Consider the following 26,133-nt stretch of genomic DNA (forward strand, 5'->3'; position numbering starts at 1 on the left):
GCTTATAAAACCAAATGAACTTGATCAGACGCAATCAATTGCTCATGAAGATCTTTCAGCTGCTGCTCACCCGTAGCCGTAATAAACATACGCAACGAGCAATACGTTCCCTTGCTGCTGTCTTGTATCGTAATTCTTGACTCATCAAAGTCAGGAACATGAACGTTAATAATCTCAACAACAAGCGACTGGAACTGGTCTGATTTTTTACCAATGACCTTGATCGGATAGTCAGGGCAAGGGTATTCGATTTTAGGAGGTTCCATTGTCTTAGGGGGTGTTTTTTGACTCATCATTTGCTCCCGTCATCAGATCGTGCTGATAACGTGTAAAAATTTCGAAAAAGCGTTTCCACAACGGGCCTTTCTTCCCATTGCCTATTACCTGATCATCAACCTGTAATACAGGGACGATGGCACGAGTTGAGCTTGAAATCCAAACCTCATCTGCATTGATTAAACGCGTGTAATCTATAGGACACTCTTGGCGCGGGATACCTTGCAAATCCGCAATTTCAAGGATTAACGCGCGCGTAGTCCCACTCAAAATACCCGTGTCTAACGGGGGTGTATAAAGCACGCCTCGCTCAACAATAAAAAAGTTACAGCTTGCCCCTTCCGTGAGGTGACCGTCTCGCTGCAATAAAGCCTCTTGGGCATGATGCTCTTTAGCTTGCTGCAATACTAAGATATTAGGCAGCAAACCGTTCGACTTAATATCACAACGCCGCCAACGTAAGTCAGCGGTTACTATCACTTTAATCCCTGAAACAGCCTCACTACCGTCAGTATAGATGTCACGGATTGGCTGGCAACATGCAAACACCGTGGGCGTTAGGCCCTCTGTAATTACATGGCTACGCTTTTCAGCTGCGCCACGAGTGATCTGCAAATATACCGACATATTGCCGCCACCGTTTGACGCGACTAATGTCGAGAGCACCTCTCGGATATCGATATCTACCGAAATACGTAACGCGCGCAGACTATATTCTAAGCGTTGCAGATGCTCATCTAAACGAAAGCCAACCCCTTGATAAAAAGGGATAACCTCGTAAACACTATCACCGAACAAAAAGCCTCGATCAAAAACCGATACTTTCGCCTGATCCGACGGCAGGAATTGACCATTAAGATAAACAATATCAGGTGTCATAAATGCAAATGCCCACACCTCTCGATGTGGGCATTTCTGCTCATTTCAAGAGGCGCTAGTGGTTTAGCTAATTAAGCCCATAAAAAACAGCATAATGGCATGCCATATCCGTTTTACAAGGCCACCTTTCTCTACGTTTTCCATAGCAACAAGAGGAACAGTCACCACCTCTTCATCGTTTAGTGTCACACGAACGACACCATACTCCTGCCCTTGTACGACAGGCGCTTTAATGACTTTATCAACATCCATAGTCGCTTGCAGCTGATCCGCTTGACCACGTGGAATAGTGACAGCCAAAGGCGCCGTTAACCCTAAACGCACTTCATCACGCGTACCGCCCCACACTTTAGCGGTGCTCAGCACTTCTTCGCCACTGTATAACTTGTGTGTACGGTAATAACGGAATGCATAAGCTAGCAGTTTTTGTGTTTCCTGAGCTCGGGCTTCTTCGCTGCTTGTTCCCATAACGACAGAAATAAGACGCATACCGTCACGCTTTGCAGAAGCGACCAAGCAATAACCAGCTTCATCAGTATGGCCTGTTTTTACCCCATCAACCGTATGATCACGCCATAGCAACTTATTGCGGTTAGGCTGGCGTATTTGGTTGTAGGTAAAGTATTTCTCAGAATAAATTCCATAGTGGTCTGGGAAGTCTTGGATAATAGCTTTAGCCAGTGTTGCTAGGTCGAAAGCTGATGAGTAATGTCCATCAGCGGGCAAGCCTGTTGCATTGGCAAAGTGTGTATTCTCCATCCCTAACAAGCCTGCATGCTGATTCATTAAATCAGCAAACGCCGACTCACTACCGGCGATATGTTCTGCAACAGCAACGGACGCATCATTACCCGACTGAATTACAATACCACGCAGCAAATCACCCAATTTTACTTGAGTACCTTCTTTAATGAACATGCGCGAACCAGGCGTGCGCCATGCCTTTTCACTGACAAGCACTAGGTCATCTTCGCTGATATTGCCTTTATTGAGCTCGTACTCAACGATATAGCTTGTCATCATTTTAGTTAAGCTAGCAGGAGGAAAGCGCTCATGGGCATTTTTTTCGACAATAACCTTTCCCGTATCAGCATCAATAACGAGGTACGAGGTCGCCGCTACCTGAGGTGCCGCGGGGATTAACTCGTCAGCAGCAGATACCTGAGTGATGGTGGTAAAAAGTAAAAAGATAGACAAAAAGGCTGTTTTCAGTCTTTGCACAATGATTTCCCGGCACGTTTACAAATTTAAAATTGATCTAGATAGACGCTACAAACCATAAATAGTTCTGTCGCGGATATTACTCTAATTAGGCGATTCAGGGAAAGTCCACCGGATGCGCTCCCGGATAACCACTTTGACCTAACTGGTAGATCATCCGTTCCATTTCATTCACAGAGGCGAAAGGCCCTACCAAGACTCGGTAAAGAGTTTGGCCGGTACGTTCCACGTCTGCTACTTTAGTAGGTCGACCATACAGGTCCGATAGCTGTCGAGCAACACGATTAGCCGAACCCGCCTGGCTATAGGCTCCAACTTGGATAAAGCGCCCTGAAGTCAAAGCTGTAGGTACAGCGCGTGCAGCACTGACATCAGATGAAGGAGGTGCCGCTATCGCGCGACTCGCCGACTGCCAAGCCCGAGGGTTAATCGCCTCGACTTCAACACGAGCAGTCCCTTTAGCTAACATCCCTAATTTTGATGCGGCCGCATAAGACAAATCAATGATACGCCCAGGGTGGAAAGGACCACGGTCATTAACACGCACAATAACTTGCTTGCCGTTATCTAAATTTGTCACTTTCACATACGTGGGTATAGGCAATGATTTATGCGCTGCTGTCATTTTATACATGTCATAGGTTTCCCCATTCGATGTTAAATGCCCATGAAACTTATTACCATACCAAGAAGCCCCACCACGCTCACGATAGCCGTCTGAATCATCAAGAATACTGTAAGTCCGGCCTAACACGGTGTACGGGCTGCGATTTCCACCACGGCTTTTTGGTTCATCAATTGGAACAGCGTCTTTCACATGAGAAACATCAACCGGGGATGAAGGACCATGATCATGCTTAATGCTGTAACGGCTGCCATTACCGCCGCTCGATGCGCCCTTCTTACTCGCGCACCCCGTAATCACGAGGGCAAAAGCCACCACCGGCAAAACCATCCACTTCATTGTTAGGACCCTTTCAATTCGTCAGCACGGGCTTGAGCGATTGCCTCGGCTAATCGGTATACTGCATTAGCATACAAGCGGCTTCGGTTATAACGTGTAATCACATAATAGTTATTAAAGCCTAACAAGTACTGCACATTATCCTTATCTTTCATTTTTAATAACACGGCTGGTTGACTGGTATCGGCCAACACCCCGCTATCAAAACTGACACCTAACTCTTTCCATTGAGCAACCGTCTTAGTCGGAACTTCGCCCGTATTAATGAGCAACTCATCAGAAATATCCGTACTGACTGTCACCGGTATAACAACGGGGCCACCCGTTTTCCACCCAAATGCTTTAAAGTAGTTAGCCACACTGCCAATGGCATCATCAGGGCTACCCCAAATATCACGGTCGCCATCACCATCGAAGTCAATTGCATAATCGAGGTAGCTTGATGGCATAAATTGCCCATACCCCATTGCACCGGCATAGGAACTTTTCATGCGAGTAAGGGGACGAGTTTCTTGCTGCGATATAGTTAGCAGGTTTGTTAATTGGCCTTGGAAGAACTCGGCTCGGCGCGGATAATCAAAACCTAAGGTTGCTAATGCATCCATGGCTCGATAACTTCCCATGTTACGACCAAAATACGTTTCGATACCGATAATTGAAACGATAATCTCCTCTGGCACACCGTACTCAGCAGCCGCTCGCGCGATAGAAGCCTCGTGTTCAAACCAGAAAATCACACCGCGATTAATACGCTTAGGTTCTAAAAACAACTTTCGATAGCCGCCCCAATCTAACCGCTTTTCTGCCGGACGATCCATAGCATTCAAAATGGATTGCTGTTTTTTAACGCCGTTAAGTAATGCATCCACATCCGCAGCAGAAAAGCCCTGGGCTTTCATTTTTTCTGCCCATTTAATAGCTTCCGGGTGTTCGCTGTACCCTGCCGCTACAGCCGATGATACTGAAGCCGTTGAACACAAAGTGACAACAAAAGCAGATAGCAAATAGTTAAGACCGCGCATAACTCTCCCTGAGTTTTCCTAATAATTACGTTATTTTTATCGAAGCGACATTTGCTTGTGGGTAAAAACAGACATCAAAATACCAAAGCCTGCCATCAGTGTAACAATCGATGTACCACCATAACTTACCATCGGTAGTGGCACCCCAACCACCGGCAATAGACCACTGACCATACCAACATTTACAAAAACATAAACGAAAAACGTTAATACAATACTACCGGCCACTAACCGTCCAAATGGATCTTTCACCTGAGTTGCCATCCATAAACCACGACCAATAATTAAAACATAGATGCTCATTAAGATGGCGACACCTATAAACCCTAACTCTTCGGCAATGACCGCAATAATAAAGTCAGTATGAGATTCGGGTAAGAAATCAAGTTGGGACTGTGTACCTGACAACCAGCCTTTTCCGGAAATACCACCAGATCCGATGGCTGTTTTCGACTGAATAATATTCCAGCCGGATCCAAGCGGGTCGCTTTCAGGGTCTAAAAAAGTGAGTACTCGCTGACGCTGATAGTCTTTCATGGTCATCCAGAGTCCGGGCAATGCGGCCCCCGCCACCCCCAAGGCGCCAAAGATATATCGCCAACGTATGCCAGAAAAAAGCATCACAAAAACACCAGAAGCAGCGATCAACAAAGAGGTTCCAAGGTCAGGCTGCTTCATAATAAGTAAGGTAGGAATCCCTATAAATGCCAAACTAAAACAGCAATGTTTAAACGAGGGAGGCAGTGACCGTTTAGCCAGATAGCCTGCTATCATGAGCGGTAGAATCAGCTTCATGATCTCTGAGGGCTGAAAACGAAAGCCCGGTAATGCCAACCAACGCTGAGCGCCTTTCGCCCCAACCCCCACAAGGATAACCGCAACCAACAATAAAACCCCAGCCGCATAAATCCACGGTGCCCAGCGAGCGATCATACGAGGAGTGAGCTGAGCTAAAACAATAAGCACAAAAAATGCAGCCCCCATTCGAACTGCCTGGCGTGATACATAACCCCAGTCTTGGCCCGACGCGCTATAAAGCACAAACAACCCAAAGCAACACAGAACAAAAAGAAAGAACAGCATCCATGCATCTAGGTGCGTATAACTCCACCAGCCAGGCTTGCGGCGTAGATGATGGCCTGATTCAGGCATTGAACGTTCAAAATCGCGACTATTCATGTCGGTGTCCTACATAACCACTAGACGCGGCTGAATCCATAATACTGTAATCAACAATCGAAGCTTGTTGCAGCTCTTCTGGCGAAGTGGGATCAATACCCAACAGGTAAGCATCCATTACTTTACGCGCTACAGGTGCGGCATTCGTCGATCCACCGCCGCCATTTTCGATGACCACAGCTACCGCTATTTTAGGGTCATCAGCTGGGGCAAACGCGATAAACAGAGCATGATCGTGAAAGCGCTTTTCTAGTTTATCGGCGTCGTAGCGCTCATCTTGTTTGATACCAACCACCTGAGCCGTACCTGACTTTCCGGCTATTTTATAAGGGGCATCTAATCCAATTTTACGGGCGGTTCCTCGGCTGCCATGCACAACGCCCACCATATCATCCACAATGAGCTCCCAGTATTCTGGGTGATTCAATTCTATATCTTCAGGAATAGGGCTAGCGTTCTCGATTCGATCCGGCATGGTTACGGTAACCGTGCCATCAGGTTGCGTTTCACGGATGCCTTTTAACAACTTGGGCTGCACCCACTTACCGCGGTTAGCAAGGACCGTAGCCGCGGTTGCCAACTGCAAAGGCGTTGCTACCAAAAAACCTTGGCCAATGCTTAAATTTAACGAGTCCCCTGGATACCAAGGCAGCTTTCGTGTTCGACGCTTCCATTCTCTCGATGGCAAGAATGATGAAAGCGCTTCTGGCAAATCAAGGCTCGTCACTTGTCCAAACCCAAAACGGCCTAAATAGTCGGACATCGGGTCAACGCCCATTTTGTAAGCGACATCATAAAACCACACATCACAAGACTGAGCGAACGCTAACGACATATCCACCTTGCCGTGACCGCTGCGCTTCCAGTCCCGATATTTTCGGCCGCCTTTAGTCAGAGTATAAAATCCTGGATCCCAAACCGTATGGCTAGGCTGTACGGCATCTGAGTCGATCGCCGCTAAACCGGTAACGGGCTTTACCGTAGACCCTGGCGGGTAGCGACCACGAATAGCACGGTTAAAAAGCGGAAGGTCATCTGAATCGCGTAATGCGCTGTAATCTTCGTTGGATATACCGGTGACAAACAAGTTAGGGTCATAAGCAGGCGTAGAGACCAACGCCAGTATTCCGCCGGTTTTCGGATCAATCGCCACAACGGACGCTTTCTCATCAGCAATGAGTTTTTCGGTTATTTGTTGCAAACGTAGATCTAAGCTGAGCTCTAGGTCTTTACCGGGTTCGGGGTCTATACGCTCTAAAATACGCATAACACGCCCCCGCGCATTGGTTTCTACTTTTTGCATACCGACCTTGCCATGCAAGATAGGCTCATAGAAATTCTCAATACCTAGCTTTCCAATATAATGAGTGCCTGCATAATTTTGGGCATTGACCACTTGGAGTTCTTGCTCGTTGATCCGACCTACATACCCCATAGCATGCACTAACGATGAACCATACGGGTAATAGCGGATGAGGTCAGCTTCAACCTGAACGCCAGGCAAACGATGGTAATTAACCGCCAGCTTAGCGATTTCTTCTTCAGTTAAACGAAATCGAACTGGTATCGTTTCATAAGGACGGCGACGCTGATTCAAGCGTTTTTTGAAGCGCTCTATTTCACGATCATTAATATCAATGATAGAACGCAGCTCCTCCAACGTCTCATCTAAGTGGCTACCCACTTCTTCTTTTAAGATGGTCACGCTATAGCTGGGACGATTATCAGCTAACAAGACACCATGCGTGTCGTAAATCAGCCCCCGTGTTGGAGCCACTGGCTGTAACTGCACTCGGTTATTTTCAGACATCGCGGCAAAGCGATCGTACTCTATAACCTGCAGAAAATATAAGCGCCCCATCAGTACGCCGATAAGCACTAATACCAAAAAAAAGGCAATAAATGCTCTGAACGTAAAAGTACGGTTTTCTGATGAGTGATCTTTTATCGGGTCAAAACGAGACATAAGCTAATTATTCGATAACCCAAAATATAAAAAAGAAAGGCGATTTATCATTTGTGGTACGGATGCCCTTTTGTAATAGTCCAAGCACGATAAACCTGCTCAGCTAACAGAATTCGTACTAAAGGATGCGGCATAGTTAAACCTGAAAGCGACCACTTTTGATCAGCTAATTCAACACATCGCCGATCTAAACCATCAGGCCCGCCCACTAGCAGCGACACATTACAACCATCCATTTGCCAGTTTTGCATTTGTTCGGCTAACTGCTCGGTAGACCAGTTTTTTCCATTCACTTCCAAAGCAATAACGCGGTCGCCTTTAGGAATAGCCGCTAACATGGCATCCCCCTCTTGGCGAATCGCTTTGGCAGGGTCACTACTTTTACCTCTATGCCCTAGCGGCAGCTCAATTAACTCAAATGCCATTTCATTGGGTAGGCGCTTAACATACTCGTTAAACCCCTGTGTTACCCAATCTGGCATTTTTCCACCGACCGCTAGTAAACGTACTTTCATCGATTTACAAGCCTACTTCTTCTTCAACCGCTTCATCTACTGGATCAAAACTCCATAGACGCTCTAAGTCATAGAAGCTACGCGCATCAGGCATCATGACGTGTATCACCAAATCGCCCAAGTCCACTAACACCCAATCACCAACGCCTTGGCCTTCTGTACCTATTGGCTGTAAGTTGTTCTCTTTCATTTTCTCTATTACGTCTTGGGCAATCGACATCACATGTCGTTTTGAAGTGCCACACGCAATCATCATATAGTCCGTCACGCTGGACTTACCACGAACATCGATAACATCAATATCACGCGCTTTCATATCATCCATCGTGGTGCGTACTAATTCGATCAGTTGCTCAGTTTGCATTAGCCAGTATTTACCTTTGTTGTTAAACCCATATTTTTGGGTTGAATCATGTATTCATTAATTAAAGCATCGATTCGTTAGTCTGATGCTTTATACAGTTGCATTTTTTCAATGTAATCAAGAACAGCTTCAGGCAGCAAATATCGTGGAGACAGCCCCTTCTGGAGCAACGACCGAATGTCAGTCGCCGATATGTCCAGCGGCGTCAATTCATGAATCACAATATGCCCATGCGGCTTACCTAATAATGCCTCACGAGCCGTTGCCTGATGCTTTTTCAATAAATCCGCTAATACCTTGTTAGGTGTTAACGCATAACCAGGGCGAGCGACCACAATAATGTGGCATAAACTCATAATATCTTCATAGCAATGCCATGAATCCAACCCAAGGAACGCATCCATACCAAGCACCATACAGACCGGCTGGTTAGCTCCGAGTTCCTTACGTAAGCCTGCCAATGTATAAACAGAATAAGACGCTTGGTCAGAGTCAATCTCTCGAGAATCACAGCGTAATGCAGGCTCGTTGTGTACCGCCAACTCAACCATTGCCAAACGGTCTTGCGCTCGACAGCCTGGAGCTTCTCTATGCACAGGCCGTTTTGAGGGCATGAGGTTTACGTAATCAACCCCAAGCCACTGTTGAATCTCTAATGCCGTTCTCAAATGACCATTATGAATCGGGTCAAATGTTCCGCCCATAAAAACATGAGCGGCCATCAATGATGGCCTGCTATGTTGGGTATCATGCTATAAACCACTTATTTACGGATTTGCCCGTCACCTAACACCACGTATTTTTGTGACGTTAAGCCCTCTAACCCTACGGGGCCACGCGCATGAATCTTGTCGGTAGAGATACCAATTTCGGCACCTAAACCATACTCAAAGCCGTCGGCAAAACGAGTCGATGCATTTACCATGACAGAGCTAGAATCAACCTCACGAAGGAAACGGCGCGCCAAAGAGTAATTTTCAGTCACAATTGCATCCGTATGGTGCGATCCATACTGATTAATATGCTCAATCGCTTCTTCCAAACCTGAAACCACCTTTACAGACAGCACTGGCGCTAAATACTCTGTTGACCAATCGTCAACGGACGCCGCTATCATCACAGGAGCTAACTTGCGCGATTTATCACAACCGCGTAATTCCACCCCGGCTGCCACGTAACGATCAGCCAAATCACGTAAAATAGTCTCCGCGATTGACTCATGGACCAGCAAGGTTTCCATGGTGTTACAGGTGCCATAACGGTGCGTTTTAGCATTAAGCGCTATGTTTTCTGCTTTCACGACATCGGCTTGAGCATCAATATAAACATGGCAAACGCCGTCTAAATGCTTGATCACGGGCACCCGAGCTTCTTTACTCACACGCTCGATAAGCCCTTTACCACCCCGAGGTACGATAACATCAACATACTCAGGCATAGTAATTAGCTTGCCGACCGCTGCACGGTCCGTTGTTTCCACAACTTGAACCGCTTCTAACGGTAAACCCGCTGCTTCCAATCCCTGTCGAATGCAATCAGCGACAGCTTGGTTAGAGTGAATGGCTTCAGAGCCTCCGCGTAAAATCGTCGCGTTGCCAGATTTTAAGCAAAGACTGGCTGCCTCCACTGTTACATTAGGGCGTGACTCATAAATAATGCCAATAACGCCCAAAGGCACACGCATTTTGCCGATTTGAATACCGCTGGGGCGATAGTTCATATCCGTGATACCGCCAATAGGGTCAGGTAACGCAGCAACCTGCTTTAAACCTTCGATCATCGTGTCGATAGTAGCCGGTTTTAACGCCAAACGGTCTAGCATAGCGGCATCTAAACCGTTCGCTTTGCCATTTTCTAAATCTTTTTCATTCGCCTTGGCCAGTGCTGAGCGGTTTGCATCCAACGCTTCTGCCATGGCTAATAACGCTTTGTTTTTCAAGCCAGTATCTGCACGGGCAACCACTCTAGATGCCTCACGCGCTTTTTGACCTAACTTGTTCATATATGCTTCAACGTTCATCACTTACTCTTTATATGCGTTGACGTGAACACAGCATTATACATGGCTATTGCACAAGGGTCATGAACTGTGTAATAAGCCGTGACCCTAATTACTACAAACTGGTATGATTTCCCGATTTACATTATGGATCATTCCATCAAACGGACGACCTGTACCCCATGTTTAAAGCTGCGCCATCTTCTTTCGGCTCTATATCACGCCCAATATTGATTATCGCCTGTGTTCTTTTAGGTGGATGGTTACTGAGCTCAATTTACTTACTATTTGCGGCCGATCGATTAGCCACTCATCAAGCTGTCATCGATGGAAAACAAACCGCTAAGCAAACCGCCTTGTCGGTGCAGCCATTTATCATGGCCGACGACATCATCAGCCTCAATTATATACTTAATACCATTACTAGCTCAGAGCAGGTTAATGGCATTAGTGTTTATGACAACTCTAATCATTTGATTGCGAGAGCAGGCGAAGAAACAGGCAATGAACAACAAGTCATTCTTGGTAACAAGCAAAGCACCAATGGCAAACTCAAGCTCTTCGTAAATACAGGCCCACAATACAACCTACTTGTCTCATACCTATGGCAGATGGGGATATTGTCGCTTATTGTGATTATCCTTACGCTGTTCAGTGTGTGGATTTATTTACGACAAGCCAAAGCCAATGCACTTGCTGCCATCGCTGCCGAAAATGCTCCCAGCTTCTCAATTCCAGAGCCCACTCTTGAACCAACTCAAGATGTTTCTAACGTTACACCGCTACAAACTACAGATACATCGCTTGATGAGGATTTAGGCGCTAACGACGCCAGCACCGCTAGCCGCGACCCGGAAACGACTGCCGATATCAAAACACCGGACACCTCATCAGATGCTGGCAATATCCAAGAGCCTGCAAGCTCAACAATAGCGCCTCCGACTGAACCATTGCCTTCCGACACCCAGACATACAGCGCACAAGATATTGAAAACGCCTCGCATATATCGCCGCCGCCAGAGAAAGAAGCCCCCTCTTCAGCCTATACTACCGCCGTCGAAGAAGAGCTCAACAATGATGAGCTAGTTGCCTTATTGAAGCCTGACTATCAAGTGCGTATGCCTCATTTTGTCCCGGCTCCGGCAGACGATGAAACAGAGGAGCTCGCGCAAGTAACAGACTATGCATCGACTTTTTCAACCACCAGCAACGAACTCGACGATAGTAGCCCAATTGAAAATTCGCGTCCGTTGTACTCTTTAACCGCTAAAATGACAGAGCCTAGCGTACCTTCCGCCAACCCATTACGAGAAACCCGCCCCGAAGAGCAATTGGACTTATACTCTCTAGAGCATCAGCTAGAGCTGTCTTTAGCTCCTACCGAAGCGGCCTACCTAATCTACATTGACGCAACAACCGGCCACAGTGATTACATAGAGCCCGAACTGCACGAGTCCCTGCTCGATACATACGAACAGCTGCTGCGCCAGGTCGCCACCATTTATGGTGGTGAAATAACGGTACAAGCAACGGGCGACATGGAGTTATTTTTTGATGATCAGGATGCAGAAGATAGCCACGGCATTCATGCGTTATGCGCCGCAAAGCTTTTCGTGCTTCTTTATCGTGCCTTTAACCAAAGCCGCATCCGTCAAATGCAACCAGCACTTAACCTGCATATTGCTCTCGTGCGTGGAAACAGAACCAAACTGTCACTCATCAAAGAAGAAGCTCTGTTTCTAACACGCACCACTCAATCGAATGAGCTGATTAGCCACACAGCCCTCACTGAAGCCCAACATTTAAAAACTGGACTATTACAGCACGCAAACATTCAACGCGAAGAAGAAGATAAGGTTCTTATTCTAGCCATGAGTAATAGTTATCAAGACTTACTTAAAAAACAATCTGAACACCTGTTATCAAAGCTTAATACCGCTGATTAGGGCTTGTTCTACTTAGCCATTGTCTATCTCGAAAAATAGGTACACTTAACATACAAAAAAGCCGAAGCGGTATTCTCGCTTCGGCTTTTTTATGAGTGTGCAGAACTAGTCTTGCGATGAAGCATCCGGCTTGTCATTTGCCACCACTTCCAGTTGATCTACTCGCTGATAGCCTCGTGGCAACTTGTTACCACGTCGCCCTCTCTCTCCTCGATAATGCTCCAAATCAGCAGCCTTCAAATTGAGATGCTGACGTCCAGCATGTACCTTTAGCGCCGCCCCTTCTGGAAGCACTGCTAATGCCGTGACGACCTCCTCTCGAGTTGAGGCTCTCACCGACGGAATGTTAATGATTTTATTTCCTTTGCCTCGCGCCAGCTCGGGCAACTCCGCTACTGGGAACACTAACAAACGCCCTTCAGTGGTAACCGCTGCTAACCAGTGCCCTTCAACATAAGGCACCCCAACAGGAGGCAACACTTGTGCGTTTTTAGGCAAAGTTAGCGCCGCTTTACCGTTTTTGGTTTTGCTGGATAAGTCTTCCACCGTTGTTATAAAACCATATCCAGCATCAGACGCCAGTAACACCTTGTCTGAAGACTTACCAGACAAGGCGGTTTCAATCGTTGCGCCAGCGGGTAGGCTGAGCTTACCGGTTATTGGCTCTCCCTGACCTCTGGCAGAAGGCAGTGTATGTGTATCAAGCGTGTAACTGCGCCCCGTAGTATCTAATAGAATTAACGGTTGGTTCATCCGCCCAGGGCAAGCCACTTTAAAGCCATCACCCGCTTTGTAACTTAAACCTTCAGGATCAATATCATGCCCTTTCGCTGCACGAATCCATCCTTGCTTAGAGATAACGACGGTAACAGGGTCAGCCGATAGCAAATCTTTCTCACTGAATGCTTGCGCTTCAGCACGCTGTACAATCGGCGAACGGCGATCATCACCGTAGGTGTCCATGTCTTCTTTTAGCTCTTTCTTGATCAATGTGCGCATACGTTGATCCGAGCCCAAAATAAGCTCTATACGCTTACGCTCTTCTTCTAACTCATCCTGCTCACCTTTAATCTTAAACTCTTCGAGTTTGGCCAAGTGGCGCAGCTTCAAGTCTAAGATAGCGTCGGCTTGTAAGGCTGATAAATTAAAACGGCTCATCAATTCCGCTTTAGGCTCATCCTCATTACGAATGATAGCGATCACTTCATCAATATTCAGATAGGCCGTCATCAAACCTTCAAGGATGTGCAAGCGGTCTAACACTTTAGCCAAGCGGTATTCTAAACGACGGCGTACAACACTGGTTCGCCAACTGAGCCATTCGACTAAAATTTGACGCAAATCTTTAACCTGAGGACGTCCATCAATACCAATCATATTCATGTTGATACGATAAGTTCGCTCAAGGTCGGTCGACGCGAACAAATGAGCCATCAACTGCTCGATATCGATACGATTCGAACGAGGTATAATGACTAGGCGCGTCGGGTTTTCATGGTCTGATTCGTCGCGCAAATCAGCAACCATTGGCAGTTTTTTCTGCTGCATTTGTTGGGCAATCTGCTCAAGCACCTTGGCGCCGGATACCTGGTATGGCAGAGCGGTCACTACCACATCACCGCTTTCAACGGTATAAACAGCCCGCATCCGCACAGAGCCGCGACCGGTTTCGTACACTTTGCGCAAATCCGATGGCGAACTGATAATTTCAGCATCCGTCGGCATATCTGGGCCAGGAATGAATTCACATAACTGAGCTACATCCGCTTTGGGGTTATCCAATAAATGGATGCATGCACTGGTCACTTCGCGCAAATTATGCGGCGGAATATCCGTCGCCATGCCGACAGCAATACCCGTTCCGCCATTCAACAATATATTTGGTAAACGGGCAGGTAGCACCATAGGCTCATTAAGAGAGCCGTCAAAGTTTGGCTGCCACTCAACCGTTCCTAGCCCTATTTCTTTCAACAGGACTTCAGCATATTTAGCTAAACGAGACTCGGTATATCGCATCGCGGCAAACGATTTAGGATCATCTTGCGATCCCCAGTTACCCTGTCCATCCACGAGCGGGTAGCGATAGCTAAACGGCTGCGCCATCAAAACCATCGCTTCGTAGCACGCACTATCACCATGGGGATGAAACTTACCTAATACGTCCCCCACTGTACGTGCCGATTTCTTGTGCTTAGCCGCCGCTTTCAAACCCAACTCAGACATCGCGTAGATAATACGACGCTGTACAGGCTTCATGCCGTCACCGATGTTTGGCAGCGCACGGTCTAGAATGACATACATGGAATAGTCCAAATACGCCTTTTCAGTAAACGACTTTAACGAGAGGCGCTCGATACTGTCATCAATGTTTATTTCACTCATGGTTTTTTTCTATCCATTCAATCTTGTCGTCAGCAACCCGCTGCCAGCTATCTCGATTGATAACTGGGCATGTCACATCCTAAATATCAGCAAGGTCGCCTTTAGACTCTAACCAGACTTTGCGGTCAGCGGCGCGCTTTTTAGCTAGCAGCATATCCATGGTTTCATGCGTATTATCGTCTGCATCCAAGGTGAGCTGCACAAGACGGCGCGTATCGGGGTCCATAGTCGTTTCACGAAGCTGCATTGGGTTCATTTCCCCTAGCCCCTTGAATCGTTGCACACCAATTTTCACATTTTTGCGCTCAGCACGCAGACGCTCTGTGATACCGTCTTTCTCTGCATCATCTAGTGCATAGTAAACTTCTTTACCGGCATCAATGCGGTACAACGGCGGCATAGCCACATAAATATGACCGGCATCCACCAGCGGTTTGAAGTGGCGCAAAAAGAGCGCACAAATCAACGTCGCAATATGCAATCCATCTGAGTCAGCATCGGCTAAAATACAGATGCGGCCATAGCGCAAGCCTTCTAGGTTGTCAGACCCGGGTTCTACACCGACCGCCACGGAGATATCATGAATCTCTTGTGAGGATAAAATCTCACCAGACTCGACTTCCCATGTATTTAAGATCTTTCCGCGCAAGGGCATAATGGCTTGGAACTGTCGATCACGTGCCTGCTTTGCGGAACCGCCTGCGGAGTCACCTTCGACGAGGAACAACTCAGAACGCATCGTTTCAACACCGGAGCAGTCTGCTAACTTTCCAGGCAACGCGGGGCCTTGAGTCACCTTTTTACGAATCACTTTTTTGCTTGAACGTAGACGCTTCTGAGCGTTACTTATCACCATATCGGCAATTTTTTCGCCTTCTTCTACGTTACTGTTGAGCCACAGCGAAAAAGCATCCTTCGTCACGCCAGAGATAAAGGCCGCTATATGCCGCGATGACAAACGCTCTTTTGTCTGCCCTGCAAATTGAGGATCATGCATTTTTGCTGACAATATGTAGCAACACCGCTCCCAGATATCATCAGGCGTGAGTTTGACGCCGCGCGGTAAAAGGTTACGAAACTCACAAAACTCTCGCATGGCCTCTAAAAGCCCTGTTCGAAAACCATTGACGTGCGTACCTCCGACAGCTGTCGGTATCAAGTTAACAAAACTTTCACAGGTTTGTTCGCCGCCTTCCGGAAGCCATTGAACCGCCCACTCAACAGCGTCTTCTTCGCCCTGCAAGCTCCCCGTAAAAGGCTGTTCAGGTAATGTTTCATAAACCTGAGTGCTGCTTTTGAGGTAATCACATAAGCCGTCTTCGTAATACCACTCTTCTTTTTCGCTTTTACCGCTACTTTGATCATTAAAGGTAACTTTCAAGCCGGGGCAGAGAACAGCTTTGGCTCGTAAGTTATGTTTAAGCCTTGATACACTGTACTTAGGTGAATCAAAATACTTAGGGTCGGCAAGAAAACGTACCGTTGTCCCTGTATTTCGCTTACCACACGTGTCTATCACCTCCAGTTCGGAGACCTTAGCACCGTCAGCAAACCCAATGCGGTACACTTGACCATCACGTTTGATCTGCACCTCAAGTAATTTTGATAACGCATTTACCACCGACACACCAACACCGTGCAAACCACCCGAGTATTGGTAATTATCACTGCTAAACTTACCCCCAGCATGCAGACGCGTCAGGATCAGCTCAACACCGCTCACCCCTTCTTCTGGATGAATATCAACCGGCATGCCCCGGCCATCATCACTAACCGACAGGTATCCATCTTTATGCAGCACCACATCAATTTGTTTAGCGTGGCCTGCTAACGCCTCATCCACAGAGTTATCGATAACTTCTTGCGCTAGGTGATTAGGTCTATCCGTATCGGTGTACATACCCGGTCGTCGTTGTACCGGTTCTAGGCCACTTAAGACCTCTATCGATTCAGCGTTATATTGCTTCGTCATTGTTTACGTCAATCCTTAAAAAGAAGCAGGCAGTGGGACGGGTTCAGGAAGATCTATTTTATTGTTAGCAAAGACAACAATAGCGGGAATAAGGTCTTCAAATCGATCGAAGCCATGAGATCCACCAGGTTGGACAAACTGGGGCGAGCCGGCAAAAAATGCAACGGCTTCTTGATAATCGAGTGTCGTATCGCCCGTTTGTACTAACAATAAATATCGACTGGAATCCTTAACGCCACCCAGTGCAAATGACTCTAATTGATGAAGATGTTCAGGGCTCAGCGTGTAATGCTCAGCCGTATAAATGTTTTGGTTTTCACCAAGCCAATCCGCCAAGAGACGATACGGATAAACGGCCGGATTCACTAAAACTGTACGACAATTTTCATGCCGCTCAGTTAGCCATGTACTGTAATAACCGCCAAGTGAACTGCCGATGAGCACGACCCGACGATCAGCATGCTCAGTAATAATTTTTTCTAACTGCAACACAGCTTCTGCTGGCCAGTGAGAAAGCGCGGGTACACAGTAATCTCCCAGTTCTGGATGCGTTTTCATATACGCCCCTAACAACCGCGCTTTAACCGAAGAAGGCGAGCTATTAAAGCCATGAACATAAATAAATAAGGGAGACTGCATACTGGTTATCCTTACAGCTTTTTACAAAAGTTACCGGAGCTTTGCTTAGCTTTCAAGCTAAACGTCAACACGTACTACATCCGTTGTTAGCTCTCCATTATCCGACAGCGTGAAAACACGATAACCAGGTAATGACAGTCGCTTATCGAGCTCGTCCGTGGGCTCGCGAGTCCTTGCTTTGTATTGCGGTGCTGTAGCAGGAGTTACCCAAAAAGGAACACCTCCTACAAAGAGGTCGTGCTGCTGATGTAAATGCCCTGATAAAACCCCTTTAACGCATGAGGACGCTTCAATAATGTCGAGTAGCGCATCAGCATCACTGAGTTTTATCTGGTCTTGCCATTGGCTCCCCACATTTAGTGCCGGATGATGAAGGGCGATAAGCACCCAACGGTTATCCTGTTGTAACGCCGCTAACTGGTCCATTAACCACTGGCGTTGCTCTTTTCCTAAAGCTCCAGAACCCCGCCCATCAGCTTCGTAAATGGAGTTAAGCGATATAAACGCCCAAGGAGTTAAGTCGGGAGCCCAAACAGGCTGACATAGCTCAGGATACGATTGCATTTGCAACCAATCATCGTGGTTACCAGGCAGCCAAATAATGTTCTTGGCTATGCCAGACACTTTCGCGGCTAAGCGCCGATAACTGGATTCATAGCCGTGGTGTGCTAAATCTCCCGTCAGCCATAAAAGGTCTATATTACGCTCACAACCTGTCAGGTGGCTTAATACGGCATCGAACCGATCCTCAGTAGACATCCCTCTATGCAGCTGACTGGGGCTTTCTTGAAGATGGCAATCGGTCACTTGAACAATGCGTGTCAGCGCCATGACTAAAACGTAAGGACAGGCTCAACCTGTTGACCATGTTGAAGACAGTGGCTCAACCACTCACCCAAAAAATCATTTAGCTGCACTTTTTCATCAGGCTGATGCATCTCACGATTAGGATAAGGGTAAACGCCAGACAGCTGCTTACGGCTCTTCATGCAAATAACTTCAGCCATCGCCGCATCATGATATAAGCGTACGACTAACGTGGGCGACTCCAACCAATTCAGTGAACGGCGGCTCTGCTGGGTAATTTGAAGGGTAGCGGTATATGTAAAACGCTCGACAACATTAATGCGTATGTGCGCCGAGTGCTCGGCCATAGACACTCGAAACTCCCGTGTGTCCATGGTGTCCAGATCGGGCATTAACTTTAAGATACGCATATAATTGGCTTCACAAATAGCCATTTGACGCGTTAGATCGGGCACATACTTACGCTTCATTAAACTCCTTCGCACTCCACTTCTCACATAAACGATCTTTGTTTAATTGTAGCCACTGAACAGCAATAATGGCAGGAGCGTTATCAATATCCCCTGTTTGAATCATACGGAACACCTGCTCAGATGCAAAGTGTTGTACTTTTATGTCCTCACCTTCATCTTCTAAGCCATGTACGCCCGAGATTAAACGGCTATCAACACACCCGCAGTACAGGTCGATGTATTCCCTTGCCCCACCAGGGCTAGGTGTGAAACGACTGATATGCTCTAAGCAATGAATTCTCGCACCTGCCTCTTCAACGGCTTCACGATAAGCCACCTGTTCGGGCGACTCTCCCGGCTCAACTAAACCGGCCACCAGTTCTAATAGCCAAGGGCTACGCGGGTGATCAATAGTCCCCACGCGAAACTGTTCGATAAGCACTACCGCATCTTCTTTAGGGTCAAAAAGCAGCACGCAAACGGCATCTGGACGCCAAAATAAGTCACGAGTGATAGTTGCTTCCCCGCCCTCAAATCGCTGATGGCTAACAGTTAGGCGGCGCATTTGATAAAAGCTATCACAGATAACCGTATCTTCTTCGATACTAACGTTATTGTGATTAAATAGCGGGTTCCAGTCCTGACTCATAGCGTACTCCTCTGCTTAAGCAGAACACTATACCACGACTTTTATGGCAGAAAATGGTCATTAAGATGATAAACAACGAGCCTTTAAACCGGCATAGCCTTATGGGCGCTGCCCATGTTAGCTAATGATTCGGTGTTTTCGACGACGAGAAATAAACAGCGCATTACCGCCCATTTTTTTGGATTGTTTTTTCGCTTCGGCAGCTAACTCCACGACCTCGTGATAGCTTTCACATGCATAACTATCTGGATGGACGACTCCAATCGCCACACTCAGCAAAGAGAAGAACTGTTGCTGTTCGGCGCGGTTTTCTAGCCAAATACCGCCTTCTTGTAACTCTTTGGGCGCATAAAGGTCACGCACCTGCTCTTCAAAGGCGGCCAATACGGCACGACAGCGCTCGGCCCAGTCTGCACATGAAAAGATAACCACAAAATCATCGCCACCGATGTGGCCTAGAAAATTTTCGGCACTGGTTAAGTGATGCTTGATAAGCCGACCTAACAGCTGGATGACTTCATCCCCCTTGGCGTAGCCATAAAAATCATTAAATGGCTTAAAGTCATTAAGATCAAAATAAGCGACATGAAAATCCATGGCAGCGTGCAATCGACGATCAATTTCTCTATTAATCGGCACACTGCCGGGCAACAAGGTTAACGGATTTGCATAGGTTGCATTATGAATTTTTAAGTCCGTTATTCGTTTGAGCAAATCACGTAAACTACCCACCCCCAAAAAAGCCCCGTCTTGCACAATAATAATTTCATGATTGAGCGCAGACTCGGCCTGTTGAGTGAGCTGTTTAGATACAGACGCCAAACTAATAAAACTCTCGACTATTAAGACATCTTTTTTAAGCAGCTTTGATACCGGTTTAGTCTCATACAATGCCCGGCCATATTGAGAAGAGAATAGTTCTAATAAATCATGACGACGTACCACACCCTTGGGGATACCTTGATCCAATACAGGTAATGATAACAGGTCAGGGTGATCCCTCAGCAACTCAGATACAGTTAACAGCGTATCGGTACTGTTTACCGTAGGCACGGTACGGCATAACGAGTGAACCGTTTCTCCCTCATCAATATTACGATGTTGAGATACGCGTCGAGCACGTTGCGCCAACTGTTTATGCGCAAAAACCTGTGGGTTTGGATCAGGACGGCCCAAGTAAAAACCTTGACCCCGCGTAACGCCTAACTCCATCAACAACTCTAACTCAGTAAGGTTCTCTATCCCTTCGGCAATGACATCACAATGCAAACTTTGTGCTATTGCAATAATGGAGCGAACAAACTCCCGCTTCACTGGGTCCTTATCGATTTGGTGGATAAAGTATTTATCGATTTTCACACTACCCGGCTGCACATCGGACCATAAACGTAGACCGGAATAACCCACGCCAAGGTCATCAATGGCGATACTAAAGCCCATTTTTCGATAATACTCTACAGACGCTAACGTCAAACCACAGCTGTCGTACGGTTGTTGTTCTGACAGCTCAATGACAATCCTATCTTGCTCAATGCCAAGCTGCTTTAATAACGCTAAGGTCATACCTTTCTGATGATTAGCTGAACTTAATAACGAAGCGCTGACATTCAGAAAAAGCTTCCCTGGTAATGCCAGCTCAGCAAAACGTTGTAACGACTTTTCGCGACACAATAGCTCTAGTTCATGCAAGCGCCCAGCACTAATGGCCGCTTTAAATAATGTGTCAGGCATATGCAACCGGCTTTCAGCAGGGCCACGGCTCAAGGCTTCATGCCCAATAATTTCACCCGTCAGCAAATCAAAAATGGGCTGAAAGTAAGGCGTAATTACTTTGTGTGTAAGTACATAACTTAGCGAATCTATATCGGTAGAGGATGTTGTGTCAGTAACATTGGGAAACGCATGAACCGGCATAAAAGGTATACCAAACTGTGTAAAAGCGAGACCTTTAGCTTAAACAGGCTCTATGACAGAGGTATGACACTCAGTAAGGTTACTTGGCTCTAACCTGCATCATCAACTTCGACATCTAACCGCGCGATCAAGTCATCCAAAGGCGCAGGTTTAGCTAACAAATAGCCTTGCCCCATTTCACAATCATTTTCACGCAAAAAGGCCAATTGTTCGCTCGTTTCAATCCCTTCTGCGATGACTTTAATACCCAACTTATGGGCCATGGCAATAACCGCCGACGTGATTTCCATATCATTTTTATCATGCGGTATATCACGAACAAACGAGGCATCTACCTTCAGGTAATCAAACGGAAGTTTTTTCAGATAACTGAGCGATGAGTAACCTGTGCCAAAATCATCTATGGCTAAAGAGACACCCAGTGCTTTTAGTTTATGCAGGGTGTCGATCACTGCTTGCACGTCATCCATGATCATGGACTCGGTAATTTCAAGCTCGAGTTGCTCGGCGGGTAAACCACTCTCTTTTAATGCTGAGCTAATTTTAGTTAACAGATCGGGATCAAAAAACTGACGCATGGATAAATTCACTGCAACACGCAAATGATGCCCCATATCCAACAGTACACGCCCTTGTCGACAAGCCTCACGCAGCACCCATTCACCCATTTCCACTATCAGACCTAATTCTTCGGCAAAAGGAATGAACTCCGCCGGCGATATACGCCCTCGAACCGGGTGGTCCCAACGAATCAAGGCTTCTAAGCACACAGGCTGCAAAACACTGAGGATGGAGTATTGAGGTTGATAATGTAAGGTAAACTCATCGTTTTTAAGTGCCTGGATAATCTCCAACTCCATAGTGGCACGCGCAACAACTTCTTCATTCATTTCAGGCATAAAGAATTGAAAATTATTACGCCCCAGACGTTTAGCTCGGTACATTGCTAAATCAGCGTTTTTCATCAAAACGGGCCAGTCTTCACCGTCTTGAGGGGCCATTGTGATCCCCAAGCTGACAGTTACTTTAACTTCACTACTCCCCAACATAGTTGGATGTGATAAGGCCTTAAGTAACTTTTCAGCTACGACTCCTGCTTCTTTCGGGCCACTAATTTCTGGCAACAACGCAATAAACTCATCGCCACCGAGGCGAGCTATCATGTCAGAATTACGCAATGTTGTTCGCAAGCGATCCGCAATAGACTGTAATAAACGATCACCGACATCATGACCTAAGGTATCGTTTACCTGCTTAAAGTTATCCAAATCCAAATAGAACAGTGCTAACGAGGTGTTGTTACGCTTTAATTTTTTAATTTCACTTTCTAGTTGCTCACGAAATAATCGACGATTTCCCAACAAGGTAAGCGGATCATAAAATGCTAGCTGCTCGATCTGAGCCTGCGTGTCCTTTTGCTTGGATATATCCTCACTGACACCAATATAATGCGTAATCACATTGGACTCGTCCAAAATGGGGGAAATAGACAGGGTTGTCCAATAGGGCTGCCCCGACTTTGTTCTGTTACGCATTTCTCCGTGCCAATCTTCACCCGATTGGATCGTACGCCACATATCTTGGTAAAAATCAGGGGCTGTTTCTCCTGCATTTAGGATTGACGGTGTTCGACCTCTCACCTCCTCAAGCGTATATCCAGTAACCTCTGTAAACTCTTCGTTGACATACTCAATCGCGCCGGCGGCATCGGTAATCAACACCATTGTAGGGCTTTGCTCGACCGCCCGGGAGAGCTTTTGCAGATTCCCTTCAACCTGCTTGCGTTCAAGAGCCAAACTCACTAAGCGCGCGGCTTGCTCCAACAATGACAACCAGACATCATTCATGGGGGTCGGTTTATTGTGGTACATCCCAAATGTACCAAGAATATTTTGATCAGAATCGAAAATCGGCTGCGCCCATCCAGCCACAAAACCGGCGCGTTTGGCAACGTCCCGGTAACGCTCCCAGAAAGGGTGGCTGGACACATCATCAACAATGACTTGCTGCCCTGTCGATGCGGCAGTTCCTGAAGAGCCAGCACCAACCTCAACTTCAACTTCTTCGATGGCTTTTATAAAATAAGGCGGTAAACTCGGTGACGCACCTAACCGGATGCGCTTTCCTTCTTTATCCAATAAGAGAATCGAACACACAGATCCAGAACAGATATTCTCTATCCCTTTCACGATTTCAGTGAGTATATTGTTTAGCGACACTCCCCTGATAATCATGTCTTGTATACGACCATGATGGCGCAGCAGAGACGTTTCCATGTGCCGATGGGTCATATCTCGGTTTAAAGCAACGATACCTATGACTTCATCATTACGATCCAGCAGTGTAGTTTTAAAACTTTCGAGTAGTTGTGCTTGACCTTCTCTATTATCGACCCAAGCCTCCCTTAAAACAGGGCCCTTCTTGGCATAAACAGCACTGTCGTGTTCATGGATAATATTTTGTATTTTTGCCCCGAAGCAGTCTTCAATGCGCCGCCCAATAATTTTTTCTCTTGGTAAGCCCATGTAATCGCACAATGCTTTGTTCGCCAAGAGGTAACGGCCATGGGTATTTTTTGCGTAGATTTGATCGGGGTTAACATCTAACAATGTTTGAAGGATGTCATTCTTCTGTTCCAGCTCGGACAGCTGACGACTCATAGCACGAATTTTACCTTGTCGGGTAAATATCTGCCGAAGAAGAATAACGACAACGATCATCGCTACCAAGATAATGAGCAAGTTATCCATTTATTTATAGCCACTGTCCATGGGAAACATAAAGCCTTAAACGCCTAGCTTTTTAGATAATTAATTGCGCGGTGTGTACGTTAGCTATATCGACCACGCATTAAAAAAGCTTAATGATTTACATAAACGTTGGCGTAATTGACAGTATAGACAGATATTACAGATTAAGTGGCTAAGATTTGTACATATGAGGTAAAAATCATCTCCACATGTAGCGGGAAGACTAGACCCAGTAGCGGCGCAGAGTAGCGCCGCTGAATCAACTCAAGCGGAACGCGCTTTTAAAATGAATTTATAGTTTACACGCTCCGCCAGCACAATCATCAAAGTCCATACTTTCTAACTCTTCTCGTTCAGATTGAGCAACCTTTACACGGTCAAACAGCGCATTTGCTTGCGTTTCCGTTGCCGCTAAGCCTGCGCGATTAAAAACATCAACCAACACATTTAACTCGTCTAACGTAAAATCATTCATCACTACTCACCTGTTCGTTCAAGAGGCTCAATGTAATCCACCATTAACTGGACGTTACGCTGACCTCTAAATTCATTAACATCTAATTTATACACGGCTCTGACTGACACAATTGCCTGGTCAGGCCAACAATCCATATCCGCATTAAAGTGAATAGCATCCACACTAATGCCGGTTTTTGCATCCATCAGCACCAGCTTAAGGTGCCGTTGCCCTACAATTCTTTGCTGTAAAACACTAAACTGACCATCGAATAATGGTTCAGGAAAGTGATGCCCCCAAGGCCCCGCTTCACGCAGCCTTTCAGCCAGTTCTAGACTCATTTCGCTGGCTGACAACTCGCCGTCAGTTTCGATGCGCTGGTCTAAATCATCTGCACTCAGCTGTTCACGAACCGCCTGATCAAACGCAACTTTAAACTGATCTAAAGCCCCCGAATTTAGGGTTAATCCAGCAGCCATTGCATGCCCTCCAAACTTACTAATCAAGCCTGGATGACGAGCGTTCAGTGTCGCTAAAGCATCTCGAATATGTAAGCCTGGAATCGAGCGAGCAGACCCTTTGATATCCCCGTTATCGCCTCGTGCAAAAGCAATCACCGGTCGATGAGTACGCTCTTTAATCCGCGACGCTAAAATACCTACCACACCTTGATGCCATGCTTCATCATATAAGCATAAACCATAAGGTAGTTGATTCTCGTCTAACGGTATTTGATCCAACAACTGCAAGGCTTGCTGCTGCATTTCTTGCTCTATACCGCGGCGCTCTAGATTTAATTGATCCAAACTTTGAGCCAAATCTCGCGCATAATCAGCATCGTCAGACAATAAGCACTCGATACCAATCGACATATCTTCTAAACGCCCCGCCGCATTAAGACGCGGAGCAATCGCAAAGCCTAAATCACTCGCGACTAAACGTTCTTTTTGTCGGCCTGATATTTCAATCAGGGCCAATAAGCCCGGGCGAGCTTGACCAGCGCGTATACGTTTAAGCCCTTGATGCACCAGAACTCGATTATTATGCTCAAGTGCAACAACGTCCGCGACCGTACCTAAAGCCACTAGATCCAGCAAACTAGCCAAGTTAGGAACGGCCAAGCCCTGTTGTTCAAACCACCCTTGTTGTTGTAGCGCCCGACGCAGCGCAATCAACACATAGAAAATAACCCCGACACCGCACGTCGACTTTGCAGGGAAGCCACAACCGGGCTGATTTGGGTTAACAATTGCGGCGGCATCCGGTAGTTGATCTCCCGCTAAGTGATGGTCTGTTACGACTACATCCATACCTAATGATCGCGCCCTAGCCACGCCTTCCACACTGGAGATGCCATTATCAACCGTGATTAATAATGAGGGCGACTGCGTATGCGCTACTTCAACAATTTCTGGACTTAAGCCATAGCCATACTCAAAACGATTTGGCACTAAATAATCGACCTGAGTAGCCCCCATCATGCGCAATCCCAGAATAGCAACAGCCGTGCTAGTCGCGCCATCACAGTCAAAGTCACCCACTATCAACATCGATTCGTTAGATACAACAGCGTGAGCTAACCGCGCAACCGCTTCATTCATCCCTTTCATTTCAGAGTCTGGGAGTAATTCTTTTAAATTACGCCCCAACTCTGCTTGGGATTGAACCCCGCGCGATGCATAAATCCGTGCGAGTGCATGAGGTACTTGCGAGAATATAGGCAATTGCTCAGAGCCCGGCGCTCGGCGTTCAATGGACACTCGTTTCACATGTTAACCTT

General features: G+C 46.7%; 22 protein-coding genes. 1 reads left to right on the plus strand and 21 read right to left on the minus strand.

The genetic code is table 11. The features are described from left to right. Positions 1–2 precede the first annotated feature (2 nt). The 11 genes from OW491_RS13630 to OW491_RS13680 form a co-directional block, all read right to left on the minus strand. Positions 3–293, minus strand: a complete 291-nt coding sequence (locus OW491_RS13630) for a DUF493 domain-containing protein (protein ID WP_075170965.1) — start codon at positions 291–293, stop codon at positions 3–5. Beyond that, on the minus strand, positions 271–1,155 hold the full coding sequence (locus OW491_RS13635) for a D-amino acid aminotransferase (RefSeq protein WP_075179251.1): 885 nt from the start codon (positions 1,153–1,155) through the stop codon (positions 271–273). Before OW491_RS13635 ends, OW491_RS13630 begins: the two co-directional genes overlap by 23 nt. A gap of 63 nt (positions 1,156–1,218) precedes the next feature. Then, positions 1,219–2,352, minus strand: coding sequence for a D-alanyl-D-alanine carboxypeptidase family protein (locus OW491_RS13640; RefSeq protein WP_290036561.1), 1,134 nt, complete (start codon positions 2,350–2,352; stop codon positions 1,219–1,221). A 121-nt stretch (positions 2,353–2,473) separates the two neighbouring features. Then, positions 2,474–3,340, minus strand: coding sequence for a septal ring lytic transglycosylase RlpA family protein (locus tag OW491_RS13645; RefSeq protein ID WP_075170962.1), 867 nt, complete (start codon positions 3,338–3,340; stop codon positions 2,474–2,476). A 2-nt stretch (positions 3,341–3,342) separates the two neighbouring features. After that, on the minus strand, positions 3,343–4,362 hold the full coding sequence (gene mltB / locus OW491_RS13650; protein WP_290036494.1) for a lytic murein transglycosylase B: 1,020 nt from the start codon (positions 4,360–4,362) through the stop codon (positions 3,343–3,345). A 36-nt stretch (positions 4,363–4,398) separates the two neighbouring features. After that, positions 4,399–5,541, minus strand: coding sequence for a rod shape-determining protein RodA (gene rodA, locus OW491_RS13655; RefSeq protein WP_075170960.1), 1,143 nt, complete (start codon positions 5,539–5,541; stop codon positions 4,399–4,401). Continuing rightward, positions 5,534–7,507, minus strand: a complete 1,974-nt coding sequence (gene mrdA, locus OW491_RS13660; RefSeq protein ID WP_075170959.1) for a penicillin-binding protein 2 — start codon at positions 7,505–7,507, stop codon at positions 5,534–5,536. Before mrdA ends, rodA begins: the two co-directional genes overlap by 8 nt. Before the next feature lie 47 nt (positions 7,508–7,554). Then, a complete protein-coding gene (gene rlmH / locus OW491_RS13665) occupies positions 7,555–8,022 on the minus strand; it encodes a 23S rRNA (pseudouridine(1915)-N(3))-methyltransferase RlmH (RefSeq protein ID WP_075170958.1) in 468 nt (155 codons plus the stop codon). A gap of 4 nt (positions 8,023–8,026) precedes the next feature. Beyond that, on the minus strand, positions 8,027–8,386 hold the full coding sequence (gene rsfS, locus OW491_RS13670) for a ribosome silencing factor (RefSeq protein WP_075170957.1): 360 nt from the start codon (positions 8,384–8,386) through the stop codon (positions 8,027–8,029). 77 nt (positions 8,387–8,463) lie between these two features. Further along, on the minus strand, positions 8,464–9,108 hold the full coding sequence (gene nadD / locus OW491_RS13675; RefSeq protein ID WP_075170956.1) for a nicotinate-nucleotide adenylyltransferase: 645 nt from the start codon (positions 9,106–9,108) through the stop codon (positions 8,464–8,466). A 41-nt stretch (positions 9,109–9,149) separates the two neighbouring features. After that, positions 9,150–10,406, minus strand: coding sequence for a glutamate-5-semialdehyde dehydrogenase (locus OW491_RS13680; RefSeq protein ID WP_277252010.1), 1,257 nt, complete (start codon positions 10,404–10,406; stop codon positions 9,150–9,152). Between the two features lie 161 nt (positions 10,407–10,567). Between OW491_RS13680 and OW491_RS13685 the strand changes: the two genes are divergently transcribed. Continuing rightward, entirely contained in the window at positions 10,568–12,331 is a 1,764-nt protein-coding gene (locus OW491_RS13685; protein ID WP_290036496.1) for a hypothetical protein, read from the plus strand. A gap of 105 nt (positions 12,332–12,436) precedes the next feature. Here the strand turns inward: OW491_RS13685 and parC are convergent, their stop codons facing one another. The 10 genes from parC to recJ all read right to left on the minus strand — a co-directional run bounded on the left by parC (position 12,437) and on the right by recJ (position 26,122). After that, entirely contained in the window at positions 12,437–14,713 is a 2,277-nt protein-coding gene (gene parC / locus OW491_RS13690) for a DNA topoisomerase IV subunit A (protein ID WP_290036498.1), read from the minus strand. 79 nt (positions 14,714–14,792) lie between these two features. Beyond that, positions 14,793–16,685, minus strand: coding sequence for a DNA topoisomerase IV subunit B (parE, locus tag OW491_RS13695; RefSeq protein WP_290036500.1), 1,893 nt, complete (start codon positions 16,683–16,685; stop codon positions 14,793–14,795). Positions 16,686–16,700: 15 nt separating this feature from the next. After that, entirely contained in the window at positions 16,701–17,324 is a 624-nt protein-coding gene (locus OW491_RS13700) for a YqiA/YcfP family alpha/beta fold hydrolase (RefSeq protein ID WP_290036502.1), read from the minus strand. A 57-nt stretch (positions 17,325–17,381) separates the two neighbouring features. Continuing rightward, positions 17,382–18,155, minus strand: coding sequence for a metallophosphoesterase (locus OW491_RS13705; protein WP_290036504.1), 774 nt, complete (start codon positions 18,153–18,155; stop codon positions 17,382–17,384). A gap of 2 nt (positions 18,156–18,157) precedes the next feature. Next, a complete protein-coding gene (locus tag OW491_RS13710; RefSeq protein ID WP_075170949.1) occupies positions 18,158–18,601 on the minus strand; it encodes a DUF1249 domain-containing protein in 444 nt (147 codons plus the stop codon). Then, on the minus strand, positions 18,591–19,232 hold the full coding sequence (locus OW491_RS13715) for an NUDIX domain-containing protein (protein WP_075170948.1): 642 nt from the start codon (positions 19,230–19,232) through the stop codon (positions 18,591–18,593). Before OW491_RS13715 ends, OW491_RS13710 begins: the two co-directional genes overlap by 11 nt. Positions 19,233–19,349: 117 nt before the next feature. Further along, a complete protein-coding gene (locus tag OW491_RS13720; protein ID WP_083609872.1) occupies positions 19,350–21,146 on the minus strand; it encodes a bifunctional diguanylate cyclase/phosphodiesterase in 1,797 nt (598 codons plus the stop codon). Positions 21,147–21,235: 89 nt separating this feature from the next. Continuing rightward, positions 21,236–23,896: an EAL domain-containing protein gene (locus OW491_RS13725; protein ID WP_075170947.1), complete on the minus strand. Its 2,661-nt coding sequence runs from the start codon at positions 23,894–23,896 to the stop codon at positions 21,236–21,238. 292 nt (positions 23,897–24,188) lie between these two features. After that, positions 24,189–24,371 (minus strand): hypothetical protein, encoded by a 183-nt coding sequence (locus OW491_RS13730; RefSeq protein ID WP_075170946.1) that lies wholly within the window; start codon positions 24,369–24,371, stop codon positions 24,189–24,191. 2 nt (positions 24,372–24,373) lie between these two features. Next, positions 24,374–26,122 (minus strand): single-stranded-DNA-specific exonuclease RecJ, encoded by a 1,749-nt coding sequence (gene recJ / locus OW491_RS13735; RefSeq protein WP_212667396.1) that lies wholly within the window; start codon positions 26,120–26,122, stop codon positions 24,374–24,376. Positions 26,123–26,133: the final 11 nt, after the last annotated feature.

Origin of the sequence: Neptunomonas sp. CHC150 (genome assembly GCF_030397555.1) — a bacterium.
Lineage (GTDB): Bacteria > Pseudomonadota > Gammaproteobacteria > Pseudomonadales > Balneatricaceae > Neptunomonas > Neptunomonas phycophila.